Genomic DNA, 14,187 nt, shown 5'->3' with positions numbered 1-14,187 from the left:
TACCAAAACGTTCCCCTTGGTTACAGGGAAAACCCCCATTTGCGGCTATCCGCCACTTCCTGCTGCAAAGCATGGGTCACAAAGGTTTCATATTGCGCCGCGACAATGCCGAGTCCGCAACTTGTGCGGACGATGCGCCGTTGCCGGGTTGCCCGGCTGGACCGGGTTGGCCTTGCCGACCCGGCCTGGGTCCGGCGCGGTGTCGTGCCTCAAACAGAACACAGAGAAATTACAGTGAAGAAAGCTCTCCTTGCAATGACGGCAGCAGCGGCTGCGTCGGCCGTATCCGGGGTGGCGTCGGCCCAGTCCGCGTCGAACGTTACGCTTTACGGCATCGTCGATGCCGGCGTCGAAGTGATCAGCCACGTGCCGGGCAGCAACGGCGCCCAGGGTACGGCAACGCGCCTGAACTCTGGCAACTTGTCCGGCTCGCGCTGGGGCCTGCGCGGCACCGAAGACCTGGGCGGCGACCTGAAGGGTATCTTCGTGCTGGAGAGCGGGTTCGACATCGATACCGGCACCTCGGGCCAGGGCAACCGCCTGTTCGGCCGCCAGGCCTACGTCGGCCTGCAGGGCGGCTGGGGCGCGGTCACGCTGGGCCGCCAGCAGAATTCGCTGTACGACCTGTTCGGCGCCTTCGACCCGATGGGCGTGGGCCCGCGCTACTCGCTGAACAGCGTTGACTCGGCCTTCAACGGCCGCGCCGACAACGCCATCAAGTACACCGGCAAGTTCGGCGGCCTGACCGCCACCGGCTTCTACAGCTTCGGCCGCGACAACAACGGCGAAGTCCCGGGCGAGCCCAAGGTCGCGCGCAACTTCGGCGGCGGCCTGTCGTACGCCGCGGGCGGCTTCTCGGTCGGCGCGGCTTACGACCAGTACCAGGGCGCCACCGTGGCGCTGCAGGACCGTGCCGCCAAGCGCGCCGCGGTGGGTACCGCCTATGCCTTCGGCGACGCCAAGGTGTTTGCCGGCTACCGCTGGCTGAAGGACGACGGCGTGTCGAGCGCCAGCGCCGCTTCGACCCGCAGCAACGTGTACTGGGCTGGCGCGCAGTACCGCTTCACGCCTGCCTTCCAGCTTACCGGCGCGGCCTACTACAACGACACCCGCAATAGCGATGCGGATCCGTGGATGTTCGTGCTGTCGGCGGACTACTCGCTGTCCAAGCGTACGGATGTGTACCTGAATGTTGGCTACTCGAAGAACAAGTCGGGTTCGGCGCTGGGCTTGAATGGGGTTGGTACGGTGGTGGCTGGTGAGAACCAGACTGGTGCTACCGTTGGCCTGCGTCATCGCTTCTGAGCGTAATCGCCTGATGCCCGCCTGGCAGGGGGTGATGCCTGCATGGGTGGGCGATTAACTGTCATATCGACACCTGCGGATTGCATTGCGGGGTTCGTTGGGCCGGTTGGTTTGATCGGCTCTTTTTTCTCTGGTCCTCGCCCTTGGTTGCGGGGTGTTTTTGTTGGCGATGACTACTGATACCCCGCCGCCCCAATAAACTGCCCAAACCTCTCACACCAGATCACCACCGCCCCATACCGCGCCGGATCCACGCCAGCCGGCAACGCCACGGTGAAGTTGCCAAAGGTCTTCAGCTCACCAACCTGCAGCGACCGGTCCTTGATCCGAAGGAAGGCCTCCTTGTTGTCGACAAACTCCGGCGCCAGGTAGATCCGATAATCCGGCCCCGGCGCAACGCTGCCTTCAAAGGCAAGCGCGTGCGGCGAAACATGGAGCTGGCCGCTGGCCCAGTGCAACGCGTCGCTCCCCGCCAGGTCTTTGCGGAAGGTGCCGGTGTAGCGCGACTGTTGTGCCACAATCTGCACTTGCTCGGCACTGGCCCCGGCCTGTTCCGTCAGGATCGGCAAGACATAGATGCCCGCACCAAAGCCCACGGCCAGCGCGGCAAGATGGGTCAGCACAAGGATGGCGGGCTTGCGGAGCGGGTTGGCCGGCATGTTTTTCTCCCGAAGGCATGAGGATGCGGGTAAGTCGATGCCGGGGCCGGATCCTGACAGATCTGTGGTGCCTTAGCACATTCGCAACGGTTTCACCAATCCAACACACGGAAGTGGTTATGATTTGGTAGTCGCCTTGTCGAGAAGCTGCCTATGACCCTCCACGTCACGATCCGCACCATCCGTACCGGCACGCTGCAATCCGCCCGCTATCAGGCGCGCGTCTATCTCACCACCGATGCCGAGGCTCTGCCGTTGCTTGCAACGGACTGGAGCGAGCGCGAGGCCGAGGCCTTCCGTACCGCGCAGTTCTGGGCGCAGCGCCACGCCTATGTGGTGTCTAATCCACGCGCCGGGACTTTCTACGGAGTTTCGTGCCGGCGCTGAAGCCGGCACGCGGTTGGCGCGGTGCCCCCGCGTTGTGGCTGGCGGCCATCCTGGCCCTGGCCGGCTGCACCGCCGAAAACGTCGTCGGCTTCCTGTCGGGCGGTCGCGATGGCTTGTGGCGCAACGTGCAGCAGCGCTGCCTTGGCAATACTGCGGCGGCGCATCCCGATTGCGCGCAAGTGGACCGGTCCCAGGGACTGGTGCTCTACAAGGACGCGATTGGCAAGTCGCATTACCTGGTGATCCCGGCACGGACGGTGACCGGCATCGACGATGCCAAAGCCTGGGACGGCGCAGGCGCCAACCCCTGGGCCTTCGGCTGGGCCGCGCGCGGCATCGTTGGCCGCTCGCTTGGCAAGGCCGTGCCTGACGACATGCTGGGCCTGGCGATCAATTCCCGCGCCTCGCGCAGCCAGGACCAGCTGCATATCCATCTCGATTGCATCAGCGCGGCCGCGCGCGCCGTGGTCAATGGCGCGGCCGGGCCGATCGGCACCGGCTGGACTGCGCTGCGGCTCGAGGGCAAGCCGGTGCGCGCGATCTTTGTGCCGGCCGGCGCGCCGCGGCTGGCGGTCGACCCTTTCCAGCTTGTGCGTGACGGCACCAGGGGGAGCGCCGCCGCAGCGCCACCGGACCGTGGCATCTTTGTCACCTATGTGCAGGAACGGCAGGGCGGGGCAGGCTTTGTCGTGATCGACCAGCCCGTCGACACGGCGGCTGGCAGCAACGGCCACGCCAGCGATTTCCTGGACCGGCGCTGCCGGCTGGCCGAAGGCTTGTCGAGCGCGCCGGGCTGATCGGCGGCCAGCGCCGGGCCTCACTGCGTCCGGGTGCCCGAAGCCGCAGGCGTTTCAACGGGCTTCGCGGGCATTCCGCCGGGCTTGGCGGGCGTCCCGCCGGGTGTCGCCAGCGCGTCCAGCGCCTTGGCCGCCGCCAGGTGCTGCGGGATCATCAGCCCTTCACGCGCCGTTGCCACGGCGATCTGTGCGCCCTGGGCGCTGCCGCGGGCGACAAAGTCGCGCCCGTGGCGGTAGACCAGCCGCGTCAGCTCGGCCACTTCGGTATCGGACAGGTCCGGCCCGGTCACCAGGATCGCCGCCGTGGCGATGGTGCGTACCGGCGTGTGCAGGCCGGGATAGGTGCCCGGCGCGATGGTGGCGCTGAAATAGCCCGCTTTCTGCCCAACCATCGCGGTGATGACCCGTTCATCCAGCGGCAGCAGCCGCAGCGGCATTTCGCCCAGCGCGTCGCGGATGCTGTCGGCCGGCACGCCGATCACCTGGATCACCGCGTCGACCTGGTTCTGGCGCAGCGCCACCAGCCCGGTGCTCAGCCCGACTTCCTCGGCCTTGAAGTCCTTGTCGGTCAGGCCGTGCGCTGCCAGCACGCGCAGCGCGGTCACGCGCGAGGCTGAGCCGCGCTCGCCCACGGCGATGCGCTTGCCGCGCAGCTCGGATACCGAGCGGGCGGGATCGGCGTCGCGCACCAGCACGTGCACGGGCTCGGGGTAGAGGCTGCCGATGGCGCGCAGCGAGGCTTGCGGGCCGTCGGCGGCAAACGCGCCCTTGCCCTCGTAGGCTTCCAGCGCCGCATCGCCCTGCGCCAGCGCCACCGAGACCTTGCCGGCGCGCAGCAGCCGCAGGTTCTCTTCTCCGCCGTGCGTGACCAGTGGGATCGCGCGCACGCGCGCCCCGTCCACCAGCGCCTTCGCAAAGCGCAGGTACTGGCCGTGTTCGGCGCCGGCGGCAATGGCATAGCCCTCGTTGACCCGTGCCAGCCGCGCGCGGATGTTGGCGTGCGCGGTGGTCAGTTCCTGCTCGATCACGGCGCGCTGTGCCGGCGAGGCATCCTTCTGCACGGACTCGATCACCTTGCGCATCGCGTCCAGGATCGCCGCCGGGCCCCTTTGCGCATCGGCGGCGACGGCCGGGGCTTCCGCGGGGCGGTAGCCGGCCGGCAGCACGCCGACCCAGCGCTCGGCGTCGCGCCGGTACAGCGCCGTGCCATGCGCGCGGATGATGTCGCCGGCCTTGTTGCCGCCGCTGGTGATGCCGGTGATGCCGCGCGGGCCCGCGCCCAGTGCCGACACCAGCCCGGCCACGCCGGGCGAGTCCCACGCGCCGAAGTCGTAGTCGCGCAGCAGTTTCAGTTCCGCATCGAAATACACCACGCGGCGGGTCTCGCCGGCCGGGGCCTTGGTGTCGGCCTGCGAGCCGCGCCGGTCCAGGCCGGCCAGTTCCACCGTGCCCGGCGGCAGCGCCTGCGCCAGCCGCTCGTTGATGCCGGTGCGGATGCCGTCGGCGGGCGGGCCGCCGCCGCAGCCTGCCAGCCAGGCGCTGGCCAGCAAGGCAAAGAGAAGGGTGAGGAGGGCGCGGCGCATGTCAGCCTCCGATCAGCGGCAATGCCAGCAGCATGGTCAGCACGAAGGCGTTCATCAGGTCGACGAAGAACGCGCCGGCCAGCGGCGTGATCAGGTAGCTGGTGGGTGCCGGCCCGTAGCGGGACGTGATGGCGCGCATATTGGCCATGGCGGTGGCGGTCGATCCCATGTTGAAGCCGATAAAGGCAGCCGAGGTGACCGCGGCCTCGTAGTCGCGCCCCATGAAGCGGAAGCACACCAGCACCACATAGAGAATGATGAAGACCACCTGCATGGCGATGATCAGCAGGAAGGGGCCTGCGGACAGCGCCACCTCGGCCAGGTCCAGTGCCATCATGGTCATTACCAGGAACAGCGACAGGCAGACATTGGTGATCAGGTCGGTGGCGCGGTCGTCAAAGCGCAGCCCGATAAAGGGCAGCAGGTTGCGGATGGCGATGCCGAGCATCATGCACCACAGAAAGCCGGGGATGGTGATGGGGCCAGCGGGCATCTGCGCGGCGATCCAGCGCCCGCCGATCACCGCGGCCAGCATGCCGGCCAGCGCCGCCAGCGCACCGACGGTGGTGATGGGCGAGATGGCGGCGGCTTCTTCCTCGGTGTCGCCGGCCTCGCGCGCGGTCGAGCGCAGCTTGTAGTGCGAGATCAGGTATTGCGCCACCGGGCCGCCGATGATGCCGCCCACGATCAGGCCGATGGTGGCCACCGTCATCGACAGGTCCATCACCGCCTGCAGGTTGTTGACCTCGGCAAAGCGCTCGGCATAGGCGGCACCGGTGCCGTGGCCGCCCACCAGCGTGATCGATCCGCTCACCAGCCCGAAGATGGGATGCAGGTCCAGCGTCCGGGCCATGGCCACGCCTACCACGTTCTGCACCAAGATATAGGGCAGCAGGATGATCAGGAAGATCACCAGCGCCTTGCCGCCGCGCTTGAGCATGCGCAGGTCGGCGCAGAGCCCGACGCCGCCGAAGAACATCAGCAGCAGCACCGGCTTCATGCCGGGATCGATTACCACGCGGAAGTCCGCTGCCGCCAGCGCCACGGAGGCGAGGATCGCGAACAGCAGCCCGCCGGTGACAGGGTCGGGAATGTTGTAGCGCGCCAGCACGCCGACGCTGCGGTTGACCAGCGTGCCGATCAGCAGCACCACGACGGCAGTCAGCAGCGAACTCAGCAGGTCGAGGTTCATCGGGCCGTCCTGGCGGAGAGGGTTGCGGGGTAATGCCATCGGGCGCCGCTGGCCGTGCCGGGGGTGCACTGGCCGCCGGCAGTGCCTGACGGGGAGGATGCATCACTACGGGTTGTAGACGCGCGGGTGGAATAAGGCAAGGAAAGGATGGGACGGGGGCCGCCCCGGGCGTCGGCTCAGCGCGCCCGCAACGCGTCCACGATATTCATCCGCGCCGCGCGCACCGCCGGCAGGAAGCCGCCTGCCAGCCCCATCACCATCGAGAACGCCAGCGTCTGCAGCGCGATGGCCGGGGTCAGGATGAAGCGGAACGAAAGATCCGCGAAGGTCTGAAAGTTGGTGGTCGAGAACGAGGCGAACTGCATCAGCGCGGCGCATGCCAGCCCCGCGATACCGCCCACCAGCCCGAGCAGCGCGGCTTCGATCAGGAAGGCGGCCAGCACGTTGACGCGCTTGAAGCCCAGCGCGCGCAGCGTGCCGATCTCCGCCACGCGGTTGGCCACCGAGGCGTACATGGTGATCATGGCGCCGATCATCGCCGCGACCGAGAAGATGGTGGACAGCGTGAAGCCCAGGATATTGATAAAGCTGGACAGCGCCTTGGACTGGTCGCTGTAGAAGGTCTGCTCGCGCTTGGCCTCGTCCGCCAGCCGCGGGTCGACGTCGATATCGGCGCGAAAGCGGTCGAACAGCGCCGTATCCGCCAGCCGCACCACCATCGACGAATACGCATTGCGCCGGAACGACTGCATCAGCTGGTCCACGTCGCCCCAGATCTCGGAGTCGAAGCCGCTGCCGCCGGCGTCGAAGTGGCCGACCACGGTCCAGTCGCGCTGGGCAAAGCGCAGGTGCTCGCCGATCTGCACCCCGGCAAAGCCGCTGGCGATGCTGCTACCGACGATGATTTCGGACGAGCCCGGCCGGAACATGCGCCCGGCCACCAGCCGCACCTGCGGGCGCAGGTCCATGCCCGGCGGCGAGATGCCGCGGATCACCACGTTGGACGGCTGCCCGGTGCTGGTCTTGGTGAGCGAGATCAGCACCACCGCCTCGCGCGAGGCCAGCGGCCGGCCCGCGCCGCTCATGGCCACGGCCGGGTGCATCTCCATGATGCTGGCCTGGTCGCGGGCGACCGCGCTCTGGATCTCGGTCTCGGCACCCTTGCGGATCACTACCACGTTGTTCTGCTCGCCGGTGGTGACCAGGGTCTTCTTCAGGCCGGCGTCCAGCATCAGCATGGTGGCAAAAACAAAGACCACCAGCGCCAGCCCGCCCGCGGTCAGGGCGGTGGTCAGGCGCCTGGCCCACAGGTTGCGCGCGATATAGGTCAGCGGGATCGCCACGTCAGCCTCCGTGCGCTAGCCGATGGCCCGCAGGCCCTCGACGATGCGCACGCGCGCAGCCTGCACCGCCGGCACGATGCCGGCAAACACGCCCACCGCCAGCGCGCAGGCCGCCTGCAGCTGCATGGTCTGGGGCGACACGGTGAAGACCGGGAACACGCCGCCCACGGCCTGCTTGAAGGCGCTTGCCACCGGCGGCGTCGCCAGCATGCCGAGCGCGCCGCCGGCCACGCAGATCGCCAGCGACTCGCCGAACACCAGCAGCGCCAGGAAGCCGGGGCCGAAGCCCAGCGCCTTGAGCGTGGCGTATTCCACGGTGCGCTCGCGTGCGCTCATCGCCATGGCGTTGGCCATCACCGCCATGATGATCACGATCACCACGTAGGACACCACGCGGATCGCCGCGATGATCTGGTTGGACATGGCGACAAAGCCCAGCTGGAAGGCCTGCTCGGTCTCAGTCAGCGTTTCTGCCAGCGAATTGCGGAACACCGCATCGACATTGCGCGAGATCGCGGCGGTGTTGTCGGGGTTGTCCACGCCCAGCACAAAGACGCCGACCTGGTCGGCCTGGCGCGGGGTGCGCTTGCGCACGGTCTCGTTCAGGTATTCCCAGTGGAACACCATCTGGCGCGTGATAGTGCTCTCGTCGCGCCCCTCCATGATGCCGCGCACCACGAACTCCCAGGTGCCGGGGTAGATGGTACCCTTGATCGGGACCACGTCGCCGAGCTTGAAGCCGAACTGGTCGGCCAGCTGGCGCCCGACCAGCGCGCCCTTGCGGTCGCGCTGGTAGTCGGCGCGCTGCTGGTCGGGCACGATGAATTCCGGGTAGAGGTCGAGGTAGTTGTCAGATACCGCGAACTGCGCGAAGAAGTTCTTGGGATCACGATAGACGCCACCGAACCAGTTGGAGCGCGCCACCGAGGCCACGCCGTCGACGCCCTTGATGCGGCTTTCATAGCTCAGCGGCAGCGGAAACACCAGCGAGATCGCATTGCGCGTCACCAGACGCGCGCTGGACGCCGCAGACGCGCCCGCATACCAGGCGTCGATCACCGTCTGCAGCAGCCCGAACGCCAGCACCGCGATCACCAGCCCGAACACCGTCAGCGCGGTGCGCAACTTGTGCCGCAGTGCATTGCGGGTGATCAGCTTGAGTGCGTACATGACGATCTAGGCAATCTCGCCACGGATCAGCTCCCCCTTCTCCAGGTGCACCAGCGACCCCGCCGCTGCGGCGGCGTGCGCATCGTGCGTGACCATGATGATGGTCTTGCCGGCATCGGCATTGAGCCGCTGCATCATCGCCAGGATCTCGGCGGCGGAGGTGCGGTCGAGGTCGCCGGTGGGCTCGTCGGCGACGATCAGCGCGGGGTCGGTGATCAGCGCGCGCGCGATCGCCACGCGCTGCTGCTGGCCGCCCGACAGCTCCGACGGGTAGTGGCTCATGCGGTCGGCCAGATTGACCATGCCCAGCACCAGTTCCACGCGCGCGCGCCGCTCCGCGCGCGGCAGGCTGGTCAGCATCAGCGGCAGCTCCACGTTCTCGAACGCGGTCAGCACCGGCATCAGGTTGTAGAACTGGAAGATAAAGCCGACGTTGGCGGCGCGCCAGTCGGCCAGCTCGGCTTCCGGCAGCCGCGTGATGTCCAGCCCCGCCACGTGCAGCGTGCCGCTGTCGGGCCGGTCGATGCCGGCGATCAGGTTCAGCAGCGTGCTCTTGCCCGAGCCGGACGGCCCCATCAGCGCAACAAATTCGCCTTCGCCGATATCGAGCGAGATATCGGTCAGCACCGGAACGGTCTGCACGCCGCGCCGGTAGGATTTGGCGACGTGGCTGATCTGCACCAGCGGTGCTGCGCTCATGCGGTCCTCTCTACGGCTTGGCCACGGTGATGCGGTCGCCGTCGCCGAGATTGTCGGCCGGCGAAAGCACCAGCACGTCGCCGGGCTTGACGCCCTGCACGGCCACCAGTTCGCCCAGCTTGGCGCCGGTCTTGACCTGCACCTCATGCGCACGGCCGTCCTTCACAACATAGGCCAGCTCCCGGCCCTGGCGCGTGACCACGGCGGCGGGCTGCACCGCCACCACCGGCTGGCGGTCCTGCGCCGAGGCTGCGCGCGACAGGAAGGCGATCTTGGCGCTCATGTCCGGCAGCACGCGCGCATCGCGGTCGACAAAGCGCACCTTGACCAGCACGGTGGCCTTGGAGCGGTCCACCGTCGGCACGATGCGCGACACCTGCCCCGCCAGCCGCAATCCCGGCAGCGCATCCAGCAGCAGCTCGCACGGCTGGGCGGCGCGGATCTTGCCGATATTGGATTCGGCGACATCGGCTTCCACCTCCAGCGTCTCCATGTCGGCGATGGTCACGATCGCGCCCTTGGTGTCGGCGGCGGCGGAGAAGGGGGTGATGTTGTCGCCCACGTTGGCATGCTTGACCAGCACCACGCCATCGAAGGGCGCGCGCACCACGGTCTGCTCCACCGCGACCTCGGCCGCGCGGGCATTGGCCTGGGCCGAGGCGATCGACGCACGCGAACTGTTTACCGAGGCCCGCGCCTTGTCAAAGCGCGCCACGTCGGCGTCATACTGGGTGCGAGAGATGGCGTTCGGCACGATCAGGATCTTCGAGCGGCGCAGGTTCACCTCGGCGTCCTTCAGTTCGGCCTGCTGCAGTGCCAGGTTGGCCTGCGCCACCTGGACCTGTGCCTGCGCCTGCGCGAACGAGGCGGCGACGTCCTTGCTCTCCAGCCGTGCGATGATCTCGTCCTTCTTCACATGCGAGCCCTCCAGCACGCCCAGCCATTCCAGCCGGCCCTGCGCCTTGGACGCGACCGCCGCCTTGCGCTGCGGCACGACATAGCCGGTGGCATTGAGCACGGTGAAATTCTGCGTGGGATAGGCGGAGGTGACGGTGACGGTCTGCACCGCCCGCGGCCCGGCCAGCTTCATGGCGATGCCGGCCAGGGCCAGCACGGCCAGCGTGATCACTGCGTAGCGCAGCCACCTGCGCCGGGGGCGGATGCTGGCGCCGGCCGCGGCGGCGCCGCGGTCGATTTTCAGCCTGGACAGATCATGGTCAGCCACTGCGCGCTTCCTCTCGCTGTGATGGGCGGGGCTCCCAGTATAGCGGCGAGTGAAAGGGTGTCCATGGTCAGCGAGCGGGAGTAGAACCACTTGTTTGCTCCCTCTCCCGCTTGCGGGAGAGGGCTAGGGTGAGGGCCGGAGCATCCACGGAGTACAGCCGGTGGTTTGCCAGCGCCTTCCCCCACCCTCTGCCCCTCTCCCGCAGGCGGGAGAGGGGAGCAAACCGGCTGCGCAATCAACGTTGTCAGCTAGTGACTGGTCTCCACCGCCAGCTTCAGCTTCGCCAGCGCGAAATCCCATTGCCGCCCGATCGCTTCCAGCGACCGGCGCGCGGCTTCGACCTGGCCGGGCTCGAACTGCCACAGGCGCTCGCGGCCGGCGCGGCTGTCGCGCACCAGCCCGGCCTGCGCCAGCACCTGCAGGTGCTTGGTGACCGCCTGGCGCGTCATGGCGCTGCCCGCGGTCAGCTGCGCGATCGACATCGTGCCGCCCGCGCACAGCGCTGCCACCAGCCGCAGCCGGGTTTCGTCGCCAAGCGCGGCGAAGACGGTCGCGGCATCGCGCAGTTCCAGCGCGGGGGAGGTTTCAGGCTGCGCCGCTGACATGCTTCCGGACATTTTCCATTTGCCCGTCCCAGCCGCCGCTGTTCATGCGGAAGGCCTCCATGCGGCGTTCGGGCGGGATCTGGTCGAAGCCGGATTCGACCACGGTCAGCAGCGTGCCGCCTTCGGCTTCCTTCAGCTCGAACACCACCAGCGTGGGCGGTTCGGCCGAATAGTCGCGGCCGCGCTCCATTGGCGCCGGATGCCAGCGCCAGGACAACAGCCGGGGCGGCTCCATGCGTTCGACCTCTACGTCGAACTTCAGGTATTCATAGCCGGGATAGGTGATGCTGCCCACGGCCCGCTGACCGGGTGCGAAGGTCACGCCGTCGAATTTCACGCCAAACCAGCTGCCGAAGGTGTCGGCGTCGGCCAGCGCGTGCCAGACGCGTTCGATGGGGGCGGCCAGCAGGACGCTGCGCTCGATGCGGTCGGTGGATGAAGCCATGTCCGGTCTCCTTGTTCACGCATGAATAGGCAACTTCGTGGTGGCATGTTAGGAGACCGGACGGGGAAATGCAACCAAAAGGTTGCGAATGACCGCGGTATGCTCAGAGGTCCAGCACCAGCCGCTGGCCCTTGCAGCGCGACACGCACAGCATCATCGTCTTCTGCGCGGCCTTTTCGGCATCCGACAGGTACTGGTCGCGGTGATCGGCCTGCCCTTCGACGATGGCGGTCTCGCAGGAGCCGCAGATGCCTTCGCGGCACATGCAGTCCACCTTGATACCCGCCTTCTCGATGGCGCGCAGCAGCGGTTCGTCGGCGCCGACCTGCAGCGTCAGCCCGCTCTTCTGCAGCACGGCCTCGAAGGCGCCGCCGGTGGCGTCGACCTCGTTGCGGAACTGCTCGAAGTGGATGCGCCCCGCGTCCCAGCCCGCGGCGCGCGCGGCGTTGACCACGGCGTCGTTCAGCGGCACCGGGCCGCAGACATAGACGTGCGTGTCGGCAGGCTGCGCGGCGATCAGCGCGGCGAGGTCGAGCATGGTGCCGCTGTCGCTCTCGTACAGGTGAAGCTGGCCGGGCTGCAGCGTGGCGGGCAGCACGTCCAGGAAGGCGGCGGACTGGGCGTTGCGGAAGCAGTAGTGCAGTTCGAACGCCGCGCCGCGCGCGGCCAGCGCCTGGATATGCGTCATGAAGGGCGTGATGCCGATGCCGCCGGCGATCAGCAGGTGGCGGCGGGCGCCGTGGTCCAGGCTGAACAGGTTGCCGGGAGCGCCGATATGCAGTTCGTCGCCTTCGCTGACCTGCTCGTGCATATAGCGCGAGCCGCCGCGCGAAGCCTCTTCCAGCCGCACCGCGATCTGGTAGTGGCCGGGCTCGCCCAGCGTGCTGGTCAGCGAATAGGCGTTGCGCAGCCGGCCGCCGTCCATATGGACGACCACGTGGCTGCCGCTGTCGAAGGCGGGCAGCGCGCCGCCTTCGCAGGGTTGCAGGGTGAAGCGCTTGATGCCGGCGGCCAGCGGCTCGACGCGGCCGACGCGCACGCGGAGCGTGTCAGTCATGGCGGTACCTCGGAATTCAGGAAAAGCAGGGAAATCGGGAAGGGGGTCAGGCCGGCACCGGGCCGGCCTGCCGGAGCCGTCAGGTGATCACCGTCAGCTTGGCAGCGATCCACACCACCAGCCCGCCGACGATCAGCGCCACGTAGGGCAGCGCGCCAGCGCGCGCATTGGGCAGCTCCATGTCGCGGCGCATCGACTCGGGGAAGCGGCCCTTGTCCTGGATGTAGTGGCGGTAGACGAACACCGGCACGATCAGCAGCGCGGCGATCAGGCCGTTGCGCAGTGTGTGCTCGCCCTGGAAGTTGGCGCCGGCACCGACGAATGCCAGGTCGAAGAAGCCGAAGAACGCGCCCAGTGCCAGCAGCCAGTTCTTGCACTTGTAGGGCCGGGCCCAGTCCGGGCGGTCCATGCGGTGGATCCAGCCCGACTGCAGGTTCAGGAACACGAAGATCATGTAGCAGACGTTGCTGATCGACAGCACCGCCATGTAGTTCGACATCAGCAGCAGGAATAGGTTGAACACCAGGTCCGTCCACATGGCGCGCGTGGGCGAGCCGTGCTCGTTCACGTGCGAGAGGTAGCGCGGCAGCCAGCCGTCGAGCGAGGCCTGGTACAGCGTGCGCGACGAACCCATCATCGAGGTCATCACGATCAGCAGGATCGCCAGCACCAGCATCACCACGATCACGTTGAACACCACCGCGCCGCCGCCGACGAACCTGGCCATGGCCGCGCCCACGCCGGAGCCGTCGACGATGGCCGGTTCCAGCATGCCCGACAGGCCCAGCGAGCCCTGGAAGGCGATCGGCACCGCGATGAACATGAACAGGCACAGCACGCCGGACCAGAAGATCGCCTTGAAGGTGTCCTTCTGCGGATCCTTGAACTCACGCGTGTAGCACACTGCGGTCTCGAAGCCGAAGGTCGACCAGCAGGCCAGGAACATGGCGCCCATGGCGGTGCTGATGCCGGCGGCGTTCCAGCCGCCCAGCACCGGCGCGCCGGCCGCGTCATGGGTCAGCGGCAGCAGCGGCAGGAAGCTGGTGGACGGCATGTCGCCGGTGAACATCGGCACCAGCGCGATCAGCACCAGCGGCGTCAGCGAGGCAATGCCCAGGATGCGCTGCGTGGTGGCCGCGGCCGAGGCGCCGCTGTGCTGCAGCTTGAAGGTGATCAGCAGAAAGGCGGTGGCCAGGATGAAGATGGAGTTCACCCGCAGCGTCAGGCCCTTGCTGACAACGCCCAGGTCCAGCAGCGTCAGCTGCCAGGTGTTGATGACCGAGTCGGGCGGGAACAGCGCGCTCAGCATGTAGCCGGCGGCGAGGCTGGTGCCCAGCGCCAGCATCGGCGACCAGGCTACCCAGTTGCACCACACCGAGACCGGTGCGACGAACTTGCTGTAGCGCACCCAGCCGAGCGCGCCGTACACCGAGGCGCCGCCGGACTTGTGCGGATACAGGCCCGAGATCTCCGCATAGACGAAGCACTGCGCAAAGCCGACCAGGATGGCGAGGATCCAGATCACCCAGGCCGGGTTGCCGATGGTGGCGGACACGCCGCCGATGGTGAAGAGCACGCCCGCTGGCACGCCGCTGGTGACCCAGAAGGCATCCTTCCAGGTCAGGGTGCGCTGCAGTTCATGCGATTGGGTTTGCTGCTGTGGTTGGGCGGGGGCGAGCGGCGCCTGCGCGCCGATCGACAGCACGTCTTTCTGTGAATA

The 14,187-nt window shown here is 67.8% G+C and carries 14 protein-coding genes; 3 read left to right on the top strand and 11 right to left on the bottom strand.

Going from position 1 to position 14,187, the window contains the following annotated elements; all coding sequences use genetic code 11:
• Positions 1–234 precede the first annotated feature (234 nt).
• Complete coding sequence (locus CNE_RS28380) at positions 235–1,305, top strand: porin (protein WP_041228713.1); 1,071 nt, start codon at positions 235–237, stop codon at positions 1,303–1,305.
• Positions 1,306–1,478: 173 nt separating this feature from the next.
• Here the strand turns inward: CNE_RS28380 and CNE_RS28375 are convergent, their stop codons facing one another.
• Complete coding sequence (locus tag CNE_RS28375) at positions 1,479–1,964, bottom strand: DM13 domain-containing protein (RefSeq protein WP_013953735.1); 486 nt, start codon at positions 1,962–1,964, stop codon at positions 1,479–1,481.
• Positions 1,965–2,117: 153 nt separating this feature from the next.
• On the opposite strand from CNE_RS28375, the gene CNE_RS28370 reads away from it, so the two are divergent.
• Both CNE_RS28370 and CNE_RS28365 read left to right on the top strand, forming a co-directional pair.
• On the top strand, positions 2,118–2,351 hold the full coding sequence (locus CNE_RS28370) for a hypothetical protein (RefSeq protein WP_010810991.1): 234 nt from the start codon (positions 2,118–2,120) through the stop codon (positions 2,349–2,351).
• Positions 2,339–3,148: a CDP-diacylglycerol diphosphatase gene (locus CNE_RS28365; RefSeq protein ID WP_013953734.1), complete on the top strand. Its 810-nt coding sequence runs from the start codon at positions 2,339–2,341 to the stop codon at positions 3,146–3,148. The genes CNE_RS28370 and CNE_RS28365 overlap by 13 nt, the downstream gene beginning before the upstream one ends.
• Positions 3,149–3,168: 20 nt before the next feature.
• Here the strand turns inward: CNE_RS28365 and CNE_RS28360 are convergent, their stop codons facing one another.
• The 10 genes from CNE_RS28360 to CNE_RS28315 all read right to left on the bottom strand — a co-directional run bounded on the left by CNE_RS28360 (position 3,169) and on the right by CNE_RS28315 (position 14,169).
• A complete protein-coding gene (locus CNE_RS28360; RefSeq protein ID WP_013953733.1) occupies positions 3,169–4,731 on the bottom strand; it encodes a TAXI family TRAP transporter solute-binding subunit in 1,563 nt (520 codons plus the stop codon).
• 1 nt (position 4,732) lies between these two features.
• Positions 4,733–5,923, bottom strand: a complete 1,191-nt coding sequence (gene gltS / locus CNE_RS28355; protein WP_013953732.1) for a sodium/glutamate symporter — start codon at positions 5,921–5,923, stop codon at positions 4,733–4,735.
• A gap of 176 nt (positions 5,924–6,099) precedes the next feature.
• Entirely contained in the window at positions 6,100–7,266 is a 1,167-nt protein-coding gene (locus CNE_RS28350) for an ABC transporter permease (protein ID WP_013953731.1), read from the bottom strand.
• Positions 7,267–7,281: 15 nt separating this feature from the next.
• Positions 7,282–8,436: an ABC transporter permease gene (locus CNE_RS28345; protein WP_013953730.1), complete on the bottom strand. Its 1,155-nt coding sequence runs from the start codon at positions 8,434–8,436 to the stop codon at positions 7,282–7,284.
• Positions 8,437–8,442: 6 nt separating this feature from the next.
• Positions 8,443–9,135: an ABC transporter ATP-binding protein gene (locus tag CNE_RS28340; protein WP_013953729.1), complete on the bottom strand. Its 693-nt coding sequence runs from the start codon at positions 9,133–9,135 to the stop codon at positions 8,443–8,445.
• 10 nt (positions 9,136–9,145) lie between these two features.
• Positions 9,146–10,360 (bottom strand): efflux RND transporter periplasmic adaptor subunit, encoded by a 1,215-nt coding sequence (locus CNE_RS28335; RefSeq protein WP_041228712.1) that lies wholly within the window; start codon positions 10,358–10,360, stop codon positions 9,146–9,148.
• 248 nt (positions 10,361–10,608) lie between these two features.
• The gene (locus CNE_RS28330) at positions 10,609–10,965 is read right to left on the bottom strand and encodes an ArsR/SmtB family transcription factor (RefSeq protein WP_013953727.1); all 357 of its coding nucleotides are present in this window, start codon (positions 10,963–10,965) and stop codon (positions 10,609–10,611) included.
• Complete coding sequence (locus CNE_RS28325; protein ID WP_013953726.1) at positions 10,946–11,410, bottom strand: SRPBCC family protein; 465 nt, start codon at positions 11,408–11,410, stop codon at positions 10,946–10,948. Before CNE_RS28325 ends, CNE_RS28330 begins: the two co-directional genes overlap by 20 nt.
• 103 nt (positions 11,411–11,513) lie before the next feature.
• Complete coding sequence (locus CNE_RS28320) at positions 11,514–12,467, bottom strand: PDR/VanB family oxidoreductase (RefSeq protein WP_013953725.1); 954 nt, start codon at positions 12,465–12,467, stop codon at positions 11,514–11,516.
• Positions 12,468–12,546: 79 nt separating this feature from the next.
• Entirely contained in the window at positions 12,547–14,169 is a 1,623-nt protein-coding gene (locus CNE_RS28315) for an APC family permease (RefSeq protein WP_404997176.1), read from the bottom strand.
• Positions 14,170–14,187 lie beyond the last annotated feature (18 nt).

The sequence above is a fragment of the Cupriavidus necator N-1 genome, from assembly GCF_000219215.1.
Lineage (GTDB): Bacteria > Pseudomonadota > Gammaproteobacteria > Burkholderiales > Burkholderiaceae > Cupriavidus > Cupriavidus necator.
The sequence above is the reverse complement of the archived record's forward strand: the minus strand, read 5'-3'. Positions and strand labels throughout refer to the sequence as shown.